This is a genomic window from Pseudooceanicola endophyticus, from assembly GCF_018760365.1.
Taxonomy (GTDB): domain Bacteria; phylum Pseudomonadota; class Alphaproteobacteria; order Rhodobacterales; family Rhodobacteraceae; genus Pseudooceanicola; species Pseudooceanicola endophyticus.
Window position 1 is genome coordinate 150581 of record NZ_JAHIAB010000002.1, and the last position, 17669, is coordinate 168249.

14 protein-coding genes are annotated in these 17669 nt (G+C 69.2%); 5 read left to right on the forward strand and 9 right to left on the reverse strand.

All coding sequences use genetic code 11. From position 1 onward, the window contains the following. Positions 1-7: 7 nt before the first annotated feature. Both KM176_RS04300 and KM176_RS04305 read right to left on the reverse strand, forming a co-directional pair. The gene (locus tag KM176_RS04300; RefSeq protein ID WP_160895381.1) at positions 8-1627 is read right to left on the reverse strand and encodes an acyl-CoA dehydrogenase family protein; all 1620 of its coding nucleotides are present in this window, start codon (positions 1625-1627) and stop codon (positions 8-10) included. Between the two features lie 115 nt (positions 1628-1742). Beyond that, positions 1743-2669: a PHP domain-containing protein gene (locus tag KM176_RS04305; protein ID WP_160895447.1), complete on the reverse strand. Its 927-nt coding sequence runs from the start codon at positions 2667-2669 to the stop codon at positions 1743-1745. Positions 2670-2764: 95 nt separating this feature from the next. Here KM176_RS04305 and KM176_RS04310 point away from each other — a divergent pair, with 95 nt between their 5' ends. Next, positions 2765-3325, forward strand: coding sequence for a tetratricopeptide repeat protein (locus KM176_RS04310; RefSeq protein ID WP_160895382.1), 561 nt, complete (start codon positions 2765-2767; stop codon positions 3323-3325). On the opposite strand, the gene KM176_RS04315 is transcribed toward KM176_RS04310, so the two are convergent. The 5 genes from KM176_RS04315 to KM176_RS04335 form a co-directional block, all read right to left on the reverse strand. Then, positions 3322-4014, reverse strand: a complete 693-nt coding sequence (locus tag KM176_RS04315; protein WP_160895383.1) for a hypothetical protein — start codon at positions 4012-4014, stop codon at positions 3322-3324. The two genes, KM176_RS04310 and KM176_RS04315, sit on opposite strands and share 4 nt — an antisense overlap. A 7-nt stretch (positions 4015-4021) precedes the next feature. After that, positions 4022-4855, reverse strand: coding sequence for an ABC transporter permease (locus KM176_RS04320; protein ID WP_160895384.1), 834 nt, complete (start codon positions 4853-4855; stop codon positions 4022-4024). A 94-nt stretch (positions 4856-4949) separates the two neighbouring features. Next, positions 4950-6371 (reverse strand): ABC transporter permease, encoded by a 1422-nt coding sequence (locus KM176_RS04325; protein WP_160895385.1) that lies wholly within the window; start codon positions 6369-6371, stop codon positions 4950-4952. After that, on the reverse strand, positions 6368-7483 hold the full coding sequence (locus tag KM176_RS04330) for an ABC transporter ATP-binding protein (RefSeq protein WP_375372126.1): 1116 nt from the start codon (positions 7481-7483) through the stop codon (positions 6368-6370). Before KM176_RS04330 ends, KM176_RS04325 begins: the two co-directional genes overlap by 4 nt. Before the next feature lie 129 nt (positions 7484-7612). Next, the gene (locus KM176_RS04335; protein ID WP_236045168.1) at positions 7613-8758 is read right to left on the reverse strand and encodes an extracellular solute-binding protein; all 1146 of its coding nucleotides are present in this window, start codon (positions 8756-8758) and stop codon (positions 7613-7615) included. 599 nt (positions 8759-9357) lie between these two features. On the opposite strand from KM176_RS04335, the gene hemP reads away from it, so the two are divergent. Next, the gene (gene hemP / locus KM176_RS04340) at positions 9358-9519 is read left to right on the forward strand and encodes a hemin uptake protein HemP (RefSeq protein ID WP_160895450.1); all 162 of its coding nucleotides are present in this window, start codon (positions 9358-9360) and stop codon (positions 9517-9519) included. 208 nt (positions 9520-9727) lie between these two features. Here hemP and KM176_RS04345 read toward each other — a convergent pair whose 3' ends face one another. After that, entirely contained in the window at positions 9728-10927 is a 1200-nt protein-coding gene (locus tag KM176_RS04345) for an acetate/propionate family kinase (protein ID WP_160895386.1), read from the reverse strand. Further along, complete coding sequence (locus KM176_RS04350) at positions 10924-12315, reverse strand: bifunctional enoyl-CoA hydratase/phosphate acetyltransferase (RefSeq protein ID WP_160895387.1); 1392 nt, start codon at positions 12313-12315, stop codon at positions 10924-10926. Before KM176_RS04350 ends, KM176_RS04345 begins: the two co-directional genes overlap by 4 nt. Positions 12316-12713: 398 nt before the next feature. Here KM176_RS04350 and KM176_RS04355 point away from each other — a divergent pair, with 398 nt between their 5' ends. The 3 genes from KM176_RS04355 to fdhF all read left to right on the forward strand — a co-directional run bounded on the left by KM176_RS04355 (position 12714) and on the right by fdhF (position 17669). Beyond that, complete coding sequence (locus KM176_RS04355; protein WP_160895388.1) at positions 12714-13181, forward strand: formate dehydrogenase subunit gamma; 468 nt, start codon at positions 12714-12716, stop codon at positions 13179-13181. Then, positions 13178-14695, forward strand: coding sequence for a formate dehydrogenase beta subunit (locus KM176_RS04360; protein ID WP_160895389.1), 1518 nt, complete (start codon positions 13178-13180; stop codon positions 14693-14695). The genes KM176_RS04355 and KM176_RS04360 overlap by 4 nt, the downstream gene beginning before the upstream one ends. 97 nt (positions 14696-14792) lie before the next feature. Then, the gene (gene fdhF, locus KM176_RS04365; protein WP_160895390.1) at positions 14793-17669 is read left to right on the forward strand and encodes a formate dehydrogenase subunit alpha; all 2877 of its coding nucleotides are present in this window, start codon (positions 14793-14795) and stop codon (positions 17667-17669) included.

Sequence of the window (17669 nt, forward strand, 5' to 3'; positions counted from 1 at the left end):
GAGGCGACTATTCGACGGGCGCGATCCTTGCCAGGATCGCGCCCGTATCGCATCCCGAGATCGCCCCGGCGATCCGCCCAGAACCACGCGCCAGGCGGGTGGCGACAAAGGCATCGGCCACCGCGTCGCTGGAATGGCGGATCAGCAGCGCGCCCTGCAGCAGCAGCGCCAGGCTTTCGGCAAACCAGCGGGCCTCTGCCTCGGGCGGCAGGCCCGGCCAGCGGGTGCGGTGCGCCTTCAGCGCCGCGTCAAAGCGCCGGTCGGTGCCGGTGACGGATTGCAGTTCCGCATTCAGCATCTCTCCGGCCAGGGGTTCCTTGGCGAGGGTGCGCAGGATGTCGAGGCAGATCACGTTGCCCGACCCCTCCCAGATGCCGTTCAGCGGCGCCTCGCGGTAGAGCATCGGCAGGGGCGTGTCCTCCACATAGCCCATGCCGCCAAGCGCCTCCATGGCCTCGTAGATCACCAGCGGGGCGCGCTTGTTGTTGTGGTACTTGGCCAACGCCACGGCGATGCGGGCGAAGGTGCGGTGTTCGTCCGCCGTGCCGTCGAAATTGCGCGCGACCTTCAGCCCCAGTTTCAGCGCCGCCTCCCAGTCGAGCGCGAGGTCGGCCAGAACGGCGCGCATCAGCGGCTGGTCGATCAGCTGCTTCTGGAAGGCGCTGCGGTGGCTGGCCCAGTGATGCGCCTCGCTCAGGGCGGCGCGCATCAGGCCGGCGGGGGCCAGCGCGGTGTCGAGCCGGGTGTGATGGACCATCGACAGGATGGTGCGCACCCCGGCGCCCTCGTCCCCGACCCGGTAGGCCAGGGTATTGTCATATTCGATCTCGGCCGAGGCATTGGAGCGGTTGCCGAGCTTGTCCTTCAGCCGCTGGATCAGGATCGGGTTGCGCCCGTGATCAAGCCAGCGCGGCACCAGGAAGCAGGTCAGCCCCTCGGGCGCCTGGGCCAGGGTCAGGAAACCGTCCGACATCGGCGCCGAGCAGAACCACTTGTGGCCCCTCAGGCGGTAGGCGTCGCCGTCGCGGGTGGCGGTGGTGGCATTGGCGCGCAGGTCCGATCCACCCTGCTTCTCGGTCATGGCCATTCCAAGGGTGATGGCGCGCTTGCCGGTCATTGGGGCGATGGCGGGATCCCAGGCGCGCACCTGCAGCTTTTCCAGCCAGGGGGCGAGGGCCGGGGTGGTGCGCAGGGCCGGGGTGGCGGCGTAGCTCATGGTCAGGGGGCAGCAATGGCCCGGCTCGACCTGGGAGGCGAGGTAGACCATGGCGGCATGGGTCACATGGCCGCCCGGGGCCTCTTCCCAGGGCAGGGCGGCGTAGCCGGCCTCGGCGCTGAGCTGCATGAAGCCGTGCCAGGCGGGGTGGAAGCGCACCTCGTCAAGACGCCGCCCGGCCCGGTCGAACAGGTGCAGTTCCGGCGGATGGCGGTTGGCGTCGCGGGCGGCTTCCTGCATCGCGGCGGTGCCGAGGGCGCGGGCATAGGGCTCGAGTGCCCCGGGCTGGCCACCATGGCGGGCGATGGCCTGTCGCAGCACGATGTCCCCGGCCCAGAGATCGCGGTCCCCGGGGGCGGGGGGCTGGTTCGTCACCTCATGGGTGGCAAGATGGCTGAGCGGGCTGGTCATGGCGGGTCCTCCCGTTACGTAAGCTACGCGCGGGAGGGCTGTCGGGGAAGGGGGCTCTGCCCCCTCCGGGGCCTCTGGCCCCGTCACCCCCGCCATATTTGGGGAAAGATGAACCTCAGGCCGGGCGGTGGATCGGGTTCGACCAGGCGCGCCGGCTCGCGGCGTCGATCACCGTGACCCGCAGCCAGGGCGAATTGGCAAAGCGGGTCAGGGGGATTTCGGCGCGCGTCAGGCTGTGGCCGTGATGGGCCACGGCGGCCGTGCCCCGGCCCTGGAGGATCACCGTGGCAACGGCCGAGCAGGCGACTTCGACATGGGTGTCGTGCAGGCGGACATCGCGCAGCTCGGGGCCCTGGCTGCTGTAGAAGGCGCCGTCCTTCAGCGCCGCCAGAAGCGCCTCGGGGGTGTTTTCGGGGGCCTTGACCATGACCCAGCCGCCGAAATGGTCGGGCTCGGAGAAATGCGCATCATCGGTGGCAATCAGGCTGAGGGCGCGCCCCTCGCCGAGCAGGAGGTCGGCAATCGCCGTGCCGTCGGGGCGGTCGCAGCCGGTGGCGCAGCCGTGGTTGTAGATCTCGACCGCATGGGCGGCCTCGATGCTGCGGGCGTCTTCCAGGGTCAGGCCGGACCATTGCGGATGGGCGATCGCCACGAAGGCCCCGGCGGCGCGGGCGCGCGCGGCGATCTGCGCGCCGCTTTCCTGGTCGGGAACGGGCGCGAAATCGGGGCTGTTGGAGGGGGCGAAACCGGGCGGCAGGCCGACGGCGAGGATGTGCCAGAGCTCTCCGTTCGCCATGGCGCCGGAATGCAGCTCGGCGCCGAGGAGGGTGGTGAAGCCGGGCGCGCGCAGTGCGGTGGTGTCGGTGATCGGGTATCCGAAGCGGCCGACGAAGTGATCGGTGAGGGCGAGGAAATCGTAGCCCTCGGCGCGGTAGCGGCGGCAGACCTCCTCCGGGGGCAGCACGCCGTCGGAGCGGGTCGAATGGGTGTGGAGATTGCCGCGCCAGAAGCGGCCGGGGCGGGAGAAGGCGGAAAGCTGCATCGGATCCTCGGGCTTTTGCGGGGCCTTGCTAGGCGCCCGGGGCGACAGTTTCATGACGGGCTTGCCTTTCGCAAGGGGGCGGCGGACAACGGGGCATGAGATCCGTGGACCCGCTTGCACAGGCGCTGGCCGAGGGGCGCTGGAAGGCTGCCGAACAGATCCTGATGCGCGCCGCGAAGGCCCGTCGGGGCGGGGTGGGCGTGCTTTACAACCTGGGCAAGGTGATGATGGAGCAGGGCAAGTGGGCGCCGGCGCGGCTGTGGCTGCGCCGGGCACTCGCGGCAGAGCCCGGCCATGCCCATGCCTGGTTCGAACTGGGCCGGGTGGAGTTGCAGCTGAGCGATGCGCCGGCGGCGCGGCAGGCCTTTGCCCGGGTTGTGGCGCTGGATCCCGGGGATGGCGATGCGCGGCTGAACCTGGCGCGGCTGGCGCTGCGGGCGGGCGATTACGCGCAGGTGAGCGACGTGCTGGCGCCGCTGGCCGGGTCTTCGTCGGAGGTCGATGCCATGCGGGTGCGCGCGGCGGCCGAGCGGCGTACGCCCGAGGCCGGGGCGCTGGCGCAGGCGCTGTGGAACGGGGCGCGGCCCGGGGACCGGGCGGTGGCGATGCAGGCGATCACCCGGGCCTCCAAGGGGCGGCTGCCGCTCGATCTCTAGTGGCGGTGGTGGCGCCGGTAGGTGCCGGGGGTTTCCGAAAGGGCCTCTTGCAGGGACGTGCTGGCCTGCACCTGCGCGCCGTTCATCGGCGCCAGGGTCAGGGCATCGGCGCCGCGCGGCACGGCGATGACCTGGGCCACCGGGGTGCCGGCGGGCAGCGTGCCGGCAAAGTCGCGGTCCTGCCAGAGCGCGGGGAAATGCACGTAGCCATCGCCGAAAAGATCGCAGTCGACCACGCCCGAGAGGGTGCGGAAGGGCAGGTCCTCGCGGTTCAGCGGATGGGTGAACAGCAGGGAGGTGCCGGGCGGCGTTTCCAGCGTCCAGAAGTTCATGAATTTCAGCACGCTGTTCACCGCCAGCTTCCAGGGCACGCCCTGCGCCTGTTCCGGCAGGTGCATCCCCACCGGCGCGCGCGAGATCCGGCTGTCGGGCAACACCGGCGGATCCCAGTCCCAGCTGACATGGCCGTCGGCAAAGTGCAGGTCGCAGGCCAGCGGCATCAGCACCCCCAGCGACAGCGCATCAAGGATCGGCGGGCAGTGTTTCAGCGTGCGCACGGCGGCGCCGCCAAGCGCCGGGGCGGCGACCTCTGAGGGCATCTCGCGCAGCCAGCCGGGCAGGGCGCGGGCGGCGGGCACGGGTTTGGGCAGCAGGGCTTCCAGGGCGGGGTGGCAGCGGGCGGTGATCATGGCGCGATCATGGCCGCCGTTTCTCCCGTTGCAAGAGGAAGGTATGGGCCAGCGCCGCCGCGATGGTGATCACGATGATGGCACTGCCGACGGCGTTGATCACCGGGGGGTGGCCGTTGGGGTTGCGCCCCATGGCGCCGATCTCCGTTGCCAGCGTGCAGGAGCCGCCCTTGGCGAACATCGTGGTGTTGTAATTCTCCAGCGAGGCCATCAGCGCGATCACCGCCGCCGAGATCAGCGCGGGCGCGAGATAGGGCAGGGTCAGGCGGCGGAACACCCGCGCGGGGCTGGCGCCCAGGTCCAGCGCGGCTTCCTCCAGTTCGATCGGCTGGCGTTGCAGGCGCGCCATCAGGATCAGCATCGGGTAGCCGGCGATGAAGGTGGTCTGCGCCATGATGATGGTGAAAAGCCCGGCGTTGATGCCCAGCCGCCCCCAGAACACCAGCGCCGAGAGGCCCAGCACCACCCCCGGCGCCAGCATCGGCGACAGCAGCACCCACCACAGCACGCCGTTGGCCCGCGACTTCCAGCGTGTCAGCAGCACCGCACCCGCCAGTCCCAGCAGCAGCGACAGCGGCACCACGGCGCCCGCCACCTTCAGCGAATTGCCGAAGCAGCCGACAAAGCGGTCCCGGTCGAGGCTGCGCAGCACGCTGTCGGCGCGCAGCTGGTCCTCGGGCATCCAGAAGAACTCGTACCACTTGAAGGTCAGCCCGTGCCATTCGGTGACCGAGGGCGGCGAGGTGTCGTTGAACGAACTGACGATCATCAGCAGCAGGGGGCCGAACATGAAGACCAGGAAGGCCCAGGTGTAAAGGCTCAGCAGCCGGTTCGCGCTCATCTGGCGGCTCCCTTGGGACGGGGGGCAGGGACGGCGCAGCCGTCCCCGGACGCGGCCGAGCGGCCCGCGGGGCCCGAGGGCGCGGCCCGCCCCCTCATTGCACCCTCGCGAAATCTTTCAGGCGGGTGCGCATCAGCCACATGAACAGCGCCACCAGCGCAAAGCACAGCGCCGTGTAGCCGAAACTGTAGGCCGCCCCGACATTGGAATTCTCGCTTTCGAAGAACTTGTTGTAGATCGTCTGGCTGAACCATTCCGCCTGCAGCCCCCGGCTGATGATCCGGGGCACCGAAAACGCCCCCGCGCTCAGCATGAAGGTGGCGATGCAGCCGACCGCGATGCCGGGCTTGGCATGGGGGATGATCACCCGCCAGTGCACCCGCCAGGGCCGCGCGCCCAGGTCGCGTGCCGCCTCGATCTGGTTGCGGTCCAGCGTCGCCATGACATTGTAGATCGGGAAGACCATGAACAGCACGTAGGTATAGACGATGACCACGAAGATCGTCGCCGGGAAACGCTTGAAGGGGATCGGATCGCGGATCAGCCCGGCCCATTCCAGGACCGAGTTGATCAGCCCCTGGGTGTCGATGATCGTGGTCCAGGCATAGACCCGCATCAGCTCGACGATGGCATAGGGGATGATCAGCCCGACGAACAGCCAGACCGCCTGGCGCGGCGGGCTCGCCAGGGCGACCTTGTAGGCAATGGGATAGCACAGCACCAGCGCCAGCGCCGTGGCACAGAGCGCGAAGAAGATCGTGCGCACCAGCGTCACCAGCCCCAGCCGCTCGTAGGTCTGCCCGTCCAGTTCAAAGCGCAGCCCGGCCAGGTCCAGCAGCCGGTTGCCGATGGCCCGGTCCTCGACGGCCTTCTGCGCGGCATTCATCGGGATCAGCCGGGGCGCGGCCAGGGTCTCGAAATTCGACAGCGTGTAGGGAAAGGCCTCGGCCTCCCGGCGGCGCAGCTCTGCCGTCAGGGCCTCGGCCGCCACCTGCACCGCCTGCGCAGAGGCGATCTGCGCCGGGACCGGGGCGGCGGGATCGACCGACAACGCCTCGATCCCATAGAGCGTATCAAGGAATTCCGGCGGCGCACCGCTGTCGCGCACCAGCTGGCGATGGGTGGTCGCGCGGGCGCATTGCAGTACCTGGGGGGCTGCATTGCGTGCCGCCGCAGGCCCGCCCATCGAGGGGATCGCCATGCCCCCCGCCGTCGGCCCCCCCAGGGAGGGCACGGCCATGCCGCCCGCCGACGGACTCGACATCGAGGGCACCGCCAGCCCCCCCGAGGGCGCCGGCGCGGGGGCCGCCTGCGCCTTCAGCACCGAGATGCAGGTCTGCGCGTCGCGCCCGACCTGCAGCGCGATGGAACTGTCCAGCTGCCGCTTCGGCGGCGTTACTGCGCGCTCCAGCATGGTCAGCTGCGGCAGCAGGATCAGCACCAGACCCCAGGCCAGGGCGGCGGCGAAGAACAGCGCGGTCAGCCCGGCGCCATAGCCCCTCAGCAGCCCCCTCATGGCGCGGCCATCTCGGGGCCGGTGCGCGCCATCGCCCCCTCGGGCAGGATGACCGCGGCCTCGGGGGCAAAGCCCACCTGGGCCTCGGTGATCGCGGCGGGCGGCCCGCCGGCATTGACCTGCTGCACCACCAGCGCCTGTCCGGTCTCGGTGCGGAAGCCGTAGCTGATGTAGGGCCCCTCCAGGTCGCGCCGCTCCAGCCGGGCGCGGAAGGCATTGGCCAGCGGGCCGAAGCCCATCTGCTCGGGGCGCACGAACAGGATCGCCGGCGCGCCCATCGGCAGGCCCCGGGGGTTGCGCCCCAGAAGTTGCCCGGCGGCGGTCTCGATCCGGGCAAAGGGCCCGTCCAGCCCGGCGATCCGGCCCGGCAGGGCGTTGACCTCGCCCACGAAGCTGGCCACGAAGGCCGAGGTGGGATCGGAATAGATCTCGTCCCCGGTGCCGACCTGCTCGACCACCCCGGCATTCATCACCGCGATCCGGTCCGACATGGTCAGCGCCTCGCCCTGATCATGGGTGATGTAGAGGAAGGTCACCCCGGTCTTCTGCTGGATCGCGCGCAGTTCCGCGCGCATGTGCTGGCGCAGCTTCAGATCCAGCGCCGAAAGCGGCTCGTCCAGCAGCAGCACCGCAGGTTCCACCGCCAGCGCCCGGGCGATCGCCACCCGCTGGCGCTGCCCGCCCGACAGTTCCGAAGGCAGCTTGCCGCCCTGATCCCCAAGCGCCACCAGCGCCAGCAGTTCCTCGGCCCGCGCCCGGCGCCTGCGCTTCGACCAGCCGCGCGCCTCCAGCCCGAAGGCGACGTTTTCCCAGACCGGCATCAGCGGGAACAGCGCGAGGTTCTGGAAGATCAGCGCCGTGGGTCGCCCGTTGGGCCCGATGCCGCGCTGGTCCGCCCCCCCGATCAGCACCCGCCCGGCGGTGGGCTCCACAAAGCCCGAAACGGTGCGCAGGATCGTCGTCTTGCCACAGCCCGAGGGCCCGAGGATCGAAAAGAACTCGCCCGCGCGGATCTCCAGGTCGGTGGGCTGCACGGCGGTGAACCCGTTGGGATAGGTCACCCCCATCCCCTCCAGCCGCACATCCTGCCCGCGCATTTCCAGCTTGCTCATGCTCCCCGCCCGCAGGGCTCCGCCTGCTTTCATCTTTCCAAAAATATGCAAACGCGACGCCGCCACCGGCGCCACGCCGGGGAAGGGGCCGGCCATCGCCGCCGGCCCCGCCCGTGATCCCGCGCAAGCTCAGGCGTTGGTGATGATCTCGACCATCTCGTTGACCACCGGCGCGTAGAAGGGCGTGTCGGACTGCCACCACCACATGTTGTTCAGCACATCGGGGCGGTAGACCTCGTTGAACTGCTTCTTGAACTCGTCGCTGGCGAAATCCGCCGCCCCCGTCACGGCCGAGTTGTAGCCGGTGTTGTTGGCGAACATGCCGCCGATCTCGGGTTTCAGCATGAAGTTGATGAAGGCGACGCCCTGTTCGACATTCTCGGCGCCGCGCAGCATCCCGAAACTGTCCATCCAGGTGATGATGCCCTCTTTCGGCGCGCGGTAGACGTAATCGGCACTCTCGCGGTTCAGCAGCAGCCCGGTGGTGTCCCAGGTCTGGCCGATCACGCAGCCCGCGTCCTTGAAGGCCGCCGTCGCCTCGGTCGCATTGTTCCAGAAGGCGCCGAAATGCTGCTTGCGGGCGACCATCCACTTGACCACCTCGCCGAAGATGCGCCGCGCGTCGGCCTCGGACTTGTAGACATCGTACATCCGGTTCGAGGGCACCTCGCCGGTGGCATCCAGATAGAGGCCGACGCCGATCAGCGCCGATTTCTGCCGGAAGGCGGCCTTGCCCGTGGTCGTCTCGCCGAACATGTCGCCATAGGACAGGTCCGCATCCGAGATCGGCAGCGCGGCCCGGTTCAGCGTGACCCCCTCGGTGCCCCAGTCGAAGGGCAGGGCGACCTGCTTGCCCGCCTGCATCCCGCCAAGCGCCGCGCTGTCGCGCAGGAAGGAGGGGATGATCGCATCGACATTCACCTCCTTCGGCACTTCCATGAAGAAATGCTCTCCGGCATCGTCGAAGTAGTTCGCCACGTTGGTGATCGAGGGGAAGACCACGTCGAAGCCCTTGCCGCCATTGGCGCGCACGGTGCTCTCGGCCTCGTCGTTGGAGCCGAAGGTGGTCAGGTCCAGGGTGATGCCGGTCTCGGCCTCGAACTTCTCGGCGATATTGGGCTGGACGTAGTCCTGCCAGGCAAAGACCTTGACCGTGCCGGACGAGGCCAGCGCGTCGGAGGCATGCAGGACGGCAGGTGCCGCAACGGCACCGGCAGTGAACTTCAGGGCAGTACGGCGGTTCATGGTCATGTTGGTGGTCTCCCCAATGGTCATGTGTCGGGCCCCGGAAGACACCCCCCGAAGCCGGGTGCCGTCCGCTTAGGCCCGCAATGACTCTGTATGTTGTCAAACGTGTAACGGGCCCATGAAACCCGGAAGCTGACGGACCAATCAATAAAAAATTGTGCGCCCGGGGCAAAACATCGCCTTCAGGCAGAAAATCGGCGCGGTTGCGGGCAAAGGAAAAAATCTGTTGCAAAACGGAGGCGGCGGGCCCGACACTGCGCGCAGAAGAGGCGCCCGTCTTTTGGGGTGTCCAGGATTCCTGCCTGTTTCAAGGGCATTAGGCGGGCCACCTGCCGGAAAATACCGGAAAAATCGCCGCGTCAGGCTTAATTGACTATTTTAGTCGGATTGACAATCCCGACAGCTTAAGTCAACTATTCGATATCCAGCCACTTCGCGCCTCGCGCGGGGAAGCCCGATTCCACGAGCAACGGAAGTGCCGACGAACCGTGCAGCCCCGACCCGAGCGTTTCCTTCCCGAAAGGCGCGTTGCGGATCTGCGGCCAGACGGGCGGCGGTGCCCCGGACGGGTGGGCCCCTGGCCCGATGCAGCATTCGGAACGGCTGGAATGGAAGGAAGAGACATGATGATGCCTGAGAAGATCGACCGGGAAAGCGCGATTCCCGCAGTGCCGCAGCACAGTGCCGTGAAACTGACCGAAGGGGGGCAGACCGCCCAGATCGTGCTGAACGACCAGGTCTACACACTGCGGATCACCCGCGCCGGCAAGCTCATCCTGACCAAGTAACGGATCGGTCCGGCCCGCGACCCCGGGAGGGTTGCCCGGGCCTTGCCGCGACCGGGACCCCGGCAGGGGCCCGGGCGAACGGGGCGGAGTCACCGTCCCCGCGACACGCACCAAGACGGGCCGGAGCCGGGCAATGCCCCGGGTCCGGCCCGTCTTGTTTCCGGCTTCAGCCGGATCCGGCCTGAACGGCCCCGGATCAAGCCCCGGATCAAGCTGTGGCCCCAGATGCGGCCCCGGATCCGGCCAGCGCGCTGGCGGCACGGGCGATCACCAGCTCCTCGTTGGTGGGGATGACCATGACATGCACGCGGCTCAGCGGCGTGCTGATCACCAGTTCTCCGGCGGCATTGGCAGCGGCGTCGATCTCGATCCCCAGCCAGTGCATTCCGGCGCAGACCTTCTCGCGGATCGGGGCGGCGTTCTCGCCGATGCCGCCGGTGAAGATCACCGCATCCAGCCCCTCCAGCGCGGCGGCCAGGCCGCCCATCTCGCGGCGGATGCGGAAGGTGAAATAGTCGATCGCCTCGCGCGCGCCGGGAGTGTCCGAGCCCAGCAGCGTGCGCATGTCCGCCGAAAGCCCCGACAGCCCAAGCAGCCCCGACTTGGTATAGAGCAGCTCGGCAATGGCGCCGGGGCTCATGCCTTCCTGGTCCATCAGATAGAGCAGCACGCCCGGGTCGATCTGCCCCGAGCGCGTGCCCATCGGCAGCCCGTCCAGCGCCGAGAACCCCATGGAGGAGGCAACCGAACGCCCGGCCACCATGCCGCACATCGAGGCGCCGTTGCCCAGATGCGCGACGATGCAGCGCCCGTCATGCAGGGTGGGGGCCAGCTGCTTCAGCCGGCCCGCGATGTAGTCGTAGCTCAGGCCGTGGAAGCCGTAGCGCCGCACGCCCTTCTCGTAATAGCCGCGCGGCAGGGCGAAGGTGTCGTTGACGAAGGGGTGGTGGCGGTGGAAGGCGGTGTCGAAACAGGCGACCTGGGTGGCCCGGGGAAAGGCCTCCAGCGCGGCCTTCACGCCGGCGATGTTGTGGGGCTGGTGCAGCGGCGCGAAGGGCACCAGCGTCTCCAGCTGCATCAGCGCGGCATCGTCCAGCACCAGGGGGGCGGCGAAATTGCGCCCGCCATGGACGACGCGGTGCCCGACGGCGTCGATCCGGGCATCGGGATAATGGTGGCGCAGCTGCGCCAGCGCCGCCTTCAGCGCCCCGGCATGGTCGCGCCCGCCGGGCAGCTCCAGCCGGGCCTGGGCCAGCACGCCGCCGGTCGCGGACTTCAGCTTCAGCTGCGGCGTGGTGCCGATGCGCTCCACCAGCCCGGTGGCCAGGGCGCGCGGCTCCGCCTCGGCGGTGAACAGCGCGAATTTCAACGAGGAAGAGCCCGCGTTCAGCGTCAGCACATGGCTCATGCCGCGCCCCCCGAGATCCGCGCGTGATGCAGCGCCGCCACCGCGCAGGAGGCAAGCCGCGCCATGTCGTTGTCGGCCCGGGAATTGAGGATGATCGGCACCTTCGCCCCCAGCACCAGCCCGGCGCCCTCGGCGTGCGAGATGAAGGTCAGCTGCTTGGCGATCATGTTGCCGGCATCAAGGTTGGGGGCCACCAGCACCTCGGCGCGGCCCGCCACCGCAGAGGTGATGCCCTTGGTCTTCGCGGCGCCCAGGTCGATGGCATTGTCCATCGCCAGCGGCCCGTCCACCAGCCCGCCGGTGATCTGCCCGCGATCGGCCATCTTCGAGAGCAGCGCCGCATCCAGCGAAGAGGGGATGTCGGGGTTCACCACCTCGACCGCCGACAGCACGCCGACCTTGGGCAGCTCGATCCCGAGCGAGCGCGCCAGGTCGATGCCGTTCTGCACGATGTCCATCTTGGTCTTAAGGTCGGGGGCGATGTTGATCGCCGCATCGGTGATCAGCAGCGGATGCGCCAGGCCGGGCACATCCATCACGAAGACATGGGTGAAGCGGCGCCCCATCCGCAGCCCCGTCGCCTTGTCGAGCGCCGGGCGCAGCAGGTCGTCGGTATGCAGATGCCCCTTCATCAGGGCGCGCGCGCGGCCCTCGGCCACCAGCGCCACCGCCCGCACCGCCGCCAGGCGGGCGACCGGCTCGTCCAGGATCTCGATGCCGTCCAGATCGGCGCCCAGGGCCTCGGCGGTGCTGCGGATCTTTGCGGCATCGCCCACCAGGATCGGCTCGATCAGCCGGTGGCGCCGCGCCAGCAGGGCGCCGCCCAGGGATTTCTCCTCTTCCGGGCAGACCACCGCCGTGGGCAGGGAAGGCAGCGCCTCGGCCTTCTCCAGCAGCTTCTCGAAATGGCGATGGCGCTGCACGATCAGCCCGGGCAGGTCATGGGTGTTCAGCCGGATCTTGTGGCGCGGCGCCTCGACCTCGGCCACCCCCGACAGGATCAGCACGTCGCCCTCGATCCGGCGCACCTCGGTGGCCAGCGTCACCCGGCTGGTTTCGGGGTGCAGGGCCGTCACCGTCACCCGGCTGATCAGCTCCTCTCCGGCATGGGCGCGGGCATGGAAGACAAAGTTCTGTTCCCGGTAGAGCGTGCCGGCCCCCGGCAGCAAGTTGCCCAGCACCGCCGAGATCAGCGAGCCGACGAACATCGAGGGCGCGATGGCCTCGGCGCGCCCGTCGCCGTCGCCGTCCAGATCGGCGATATGCATCGGGTTGTGGTTTCCCGACATGTTGGCAAAGACGATCAGGTCGTCCTGGGTGCACAGGCGTTTCAGCTCGGCGGTATCGCCGACGGACAGCTCGTCGAAGGTCCGGTTCTCGATCAGCATGGGGCGGCTCCGGTTGTTTGCAGGTGCAGCATCGTTTTCAACACAGTCTTTCCCTACGTCCGGCGCAAGGCGACCAAACGGCACGCCGGCGCAGTCACGCGGATTTGCGCGAAGCGGGACCGCCCTGCGCCCATTTTCTTGGTCCAAATACCTCGGGGGGATCGCCGCAGGCGATGGGGGCAGAGCCCCCCGGATCCGGCGCAGCTGCCGATCAGCCGTGCCGGTCATCCATCCTCATCCGCTTGGCGCTGCGGGTTTGGTGGAACATCCCTTGGTATGATAGACTTGTCACGGCATTTGACGGATTGCCGAAATGGATTTCACATCGATCCGGCAGCGCCGTCATGGCCGCAAGCGAGGGGGAGATCGCATGGAGGAGATCGCATGGAGGAGATCGCATGGAGCCGCAGCCAGCCCAGTCCGAGATTGCCGCGCTGATCGCGCGCCACCTGACGCGGGAGGGGCCGATGCTGCCGATCCTGCATGCCCTGCGGGAGGCCTACGGGCAGATCCCCGGGGCCGCTCCGGCGCTGATCGCCGAGGCGCTGAACCTGTCGCGCGCCGAGGTCCATGGCGTGATCTCGTTCTATCATGATTTCGCCCGCGCGCCGCAGGGGCGCCACTTGCTGCAGATCTGCCGCGCCGAGGCCTGCCAGGCCATGGGGGCGGCGGAGATGGCGGAGCGGCTGCTGACGGCGCTGGGGCTCGACTGGCACGGCACCACCCCGGACGGCGCGCTGACGGTGGCGCCGGTCTATTGCCTAGGGCTCTGCGCCTGCGGTCCGGCGGCGCTTTACGACGGCGCGCCGCTCGCCCGGCTGAACGCGGCCCGCCTGGCGCAGCTGGCGGGGGAGGCGCGGGCATGAGGATCCACGTCTCGATGGACAGTGCCGCGATCGCGCTGGGGGCCGAGGCGGTGCTGGCGGCGCTGCGCAGCGGCCTCGAAGAACGCGGCCTCGAGGCCGAGGTGATCCGGGTCGGCTCGCGCGGGATGGTCTGGCTGGAACCGCTGGTCGAGCTGGACCGAGGCGGCGGGCGCATCGCCTACGGGGGCGTCACCCCCGGGGATGTGCCGGCGCTGCTGGAGGGGCGGCTGGACAGCCTCGGGCCCACCGAGGCGATCCCCTTTTTCGCCCGCCAGACCCGGCTCACCTTCGCGCGCTGCGGCGTCATCGATCCGCTGAGCCTGTCCGACTACGCGGCCCAGGGCGGGCTTGCGGGGCTGCGCCGCGCCCTGGGGATGACGGCGGAGGCCATCGTCGACGAGGTGAAGCTTTCGGGGTTGCGCGGTCGTGGCGGCGCAGGCTTCCCGACCGGGATCAAGTGGGACACCGTGCGGCTGGCGCAGGGCGCGCGCAAGTACATCGTCTGCAACGCCGACGAGGGCGACAGCGGCACCTTCGCCGACCGGATGCTGATGGAGGGCGATCCCTTCACCCTGATCGAGGGCATGGTGATCGCGGGCCTCGGGACCGGGGCGGCACAGGGCTATGTCTACATCCGCTCGGAATATCCCCGCGCCATCGCGGTGATGGAGCAGGCGGTGGACCTGGCCCGCGCAGGGGGGCTGCTGGGGCCGGATGTGCTGGGATCGGGCCGGGGTTTCGAGCTGGAGATCCGGGTCGGGGCCGGCGCCTATGTCTGCGGCGAGGAGACCGCGCTGCTGAATTCGCTGGAAGGCAGGCGCGGGGTGGTGCGCGCCAAGCCGCCGCTGCCGGCGCTCGAGGGGTTCCTGGGCTGTCCGACGGTGGTCAACAACGTGCTGTCGCTGGCCACCGTGCCGGTGATCTTCGCGCGGGGTGCGGCGTTCTATGCCGATTTCGGGCTGGGCCGGTCGCGCGGCACGATCCCGCTGCAGATCTCTGGCAACGTGAAGCACGGCGGGCTGTTCGAGACCGCCTTCGGGATGCCGCTGGGCACGATCATCGAGGACATCGGCGGCGGCACCGCCTCGGGGCGCCCGGTCCGCGCGGTGCAGATCGGCGGGCCGCTGGGGGCCTATTTCGGGCCCGACAAGTTCGCCACGCCCTTTGGCTACGAGGAGTTCGACGGCGCGGGCGGGCTGATCGGCCATGCCGGTCTGGTGGTCTTCGACGACAGCGTCGACATGGCCGCGATGGCGCGCTTTGCCATGGCGTTCTGCGCGCTGGAAAGCTGCGGCAAGTGCACCCCCTGCCGGATCGGCGCGGTGCGGGGCGTCGAGACGCTGGACCGGATCCTTGCCGGGGAACGCGCGGCGGTCGCGCTGCTGGAGGATCTGTGCGAGACGATGCGGCTTGGATCGCTCTGCGCGCTGGGGGGCTTCACGCCCTATCCGGTGCTTTCGGCACTGGAGGGATTCCCGGAGGATTTCGGGATCCTGCCGGAGGTGGCGGAATGAGGGGCGGCGGCGTGGCAGGGGGCGCTGCCCCCATCGCGCATTCCGCGCGATTCCCCCGAGGTACTTGGAACAAGAAAATGGGATGGAGGGTGGAGCCATGACGGCATTCGTCATGCCGGGGGAGACGCGGGACCTGGGCACGCCGGCGCGGGAGGGACGCCCCGTGCATCTGACCATCGACGGGGTGGCGGTGACGGTGCCCGAGGGCACCTCGGTGATGCGGGCGGCGGCGGAGGCGGGGCTGGCGATCCCGAAGCTCTGTGCCTCCGACAGCCTGGAGGCCTTCGGCTCCTGCCGGCTCTGCGTGGTCGAGATCGAGGGGCGGCGGGGCCTGCCGGCCGCCTGCACCACGCCGGTGCATCCGGGCATGGTGGTGCACACCCAGTCCGAGAAGCTGCGCAGGGTGCGGCTGGGGGTGATGGAGCTTTACATCTCGGATCATCCGCTCGACTGCCTGACCTGCGCGGCGAACGGCGATTGCGAGCTTCAGGACATGGCCGGGGCCGTCGGGCTGCGGGAGGTGCGCTATGTAACGGGGGCAAACCATTTCGAGGTGCGCGACACCTCCGGGCAGCGGAACCCCGAGTGGCGACCGGTGGACGAGAGCAATCCCTATTTCGCCTTTGATCCGTCGAAATGCATCGTCTGCAATCGCTGCGTGCGGGCCTGCGAGGAGGTGCAGGGGACCTTTGCGCTGACCCTTGAGGGGCGGGGCTTCGAAAGCCGCGTCGCGACCGGGGGGGCGGATTTCATGGCCTCGGACTGCGTAAGCTGCGGCGCCTGCGTGCAGGCCTGTCCGACCGCCACCCTGCAGGAGAAGAGCGTGATCGCGCAGGGCCTGCCGACCCGCTCGGTGCTGACCACCTGCGCCTATTGCGGGGTGGGCTGTTCCTTCCGGGCCGAGCTGCAGGGCGACCGGCTGGTGCGCATGGTGCCTTCGAAGGAAGGCCGGGCGAACCATGGCCATTCCTGCGTGAAGGGGCGCTTTGCCTATGGTTATGCCAGCCATCCCGACCGCATCACCCGGCCGATGATCCGCGACAGCATCGAGGATCCCTGGCGCGAGGTCGGCTGGGCCGAGGCGCTGGCCTTTGCCGCCGGGCGGCTGCGCGCGATCCAGCAGGCGCACGGGCGGCGCAGCATCGGGGTGATCACCTCAAGCCGCTGCACCAACGAGGAAACCTTCCTGGTGCAGAAGCTGGCGCGGGCGGTCTTTCGCAACAACAACACCGACACCTGCGCGCGGGTCTGCCATTCGCCAACCGGCTACGGGCTGGGCCAGGCCTTCGGCACCTCGGCGGGGACGCAGGATTTCGACAGTGTCGAGGCCAGCGACGTGATCCTGGTGATCGGCGCCAACCCGACCGATGCCCATCCGGTCTTTGCCAGCCGGATGAAGAAGCGGCTGCGGGCGGGGGCGCGGCTGATCGTCATCGATCCGCGCCGCATCGACCTGGTGCGTTCGCCCCATGTGGCGGCTGCCCATCACCTGGCGCTGCGGCCCGGCACCAACGTGGCGGTGGTCAGCGCCATGGCCCATGTCATCGTCACCGAGGGGCTGATCGACGAGGCCTATATCCGGACGCGCTGCGACTGGGACGAATACCTGGCCTATGCGGCCTTCATTGCCGATCCGCGCCATGGCCCCGAGGCCACGGAGCTGCTGAGCGGCGTGCCTGCTGCGGAGCTGCGCGCCGCCGCGCGGCTTTACGCGACGGGGGGCAATGGCGCGATCTATTACGGGCTGGGGGTGACAGAGCATTCCCAGGGCTCCACCGCCGTGATGGGGATCGCCAACCTGGCCATGCTGACCGGCAACATGGGGCGCAAGGGGGTGGGGGTGAACCCGCTCAGGGGGCAGAACAACGTGCAGGGGGCCTGCGACATGGGTTCCTTCCCGCATGAGCTGCCGGGCTACCGCCATGTGAAGAACGCCGATGTGCGCGCGATCTACGAGGCCGCCTGGGGCGTGCCGATCGACCCGGAACCGGGGCTGCGCATTCCCAACATGCTGGATGCGGCGCTGGAGGGGCGCTTCCGAGGGCTTTATTGCCAGGGCGAGGACATCCTGCAATCGGACCCGGATACGATGCATGTGGCCGCCGGTCTGAAGGCGATGGACTGCGTCATCGTCCAGGACCTGTTCCTGAACGAGACGGCGCAATATGCCCATGTCTTCCTGCCCGGCTCCAGCTTCCTTGAGAAGGACGGCACCTTCACCAATGCCGAGCGCCGGATCAACCGGGTGCGCGCGGTGATGCGGCCCCGGAACGGCCATGCCGACTGGGAGGTGACGCAGATGCTGGCCAATGCCATGGGGGCGGATTGGCGCTATGGCCACCCCTCGCAGATCATGGAGGAGATCGCGCGCACCACCCCCTCCTTCGCCGCCGTGAGCTACGATCTGCTGGATCAGGAGGGCAGCGTGCAGTGGCCCTGCAATGCCGAACACCCCGAGGGCACGCCGCTGATGCATGTCGACGGCTTCGTGCGGGGGCGGGGGCGCTTCATCGTGACGGAATACCTGCCGACGGATGAGAAGACCGGGCCGCGCTTTCCGCTGCTGCTGACCACCGGGCGGATCCTGTCGCAGTACAATGTCGGCGCCCAGACCCGGCGGACCCCGAATGCGCAATGGCATGGTGAGGACCGGCTGGAGATCCACCCCCATGATGCCGAGCTGCGCGGCGTGCAGGAGGGCGACTGGGTGCGGCTTGCCTCGCGCTCCGGAGAGACCAGCCTGCGGGCGACGCTGACGGATCGGGTCAGTCCCGGGGTGGTCTATACAACCTTCCATCATCCCGATACGCAGGCCAACGTGATCACGACGGATGTCTCGGACTGGGCGACGAACTGCCCGGAATACAAGGTGACGGCGGTGCAGGTAAGCCTGTCGAACGGCCCCACGGACGGGCAGCGCGCCCGGGCCGCCCGGGCCGGGCGGTCGCGGCGCATCCTGCCGGCAGCGGAGTAG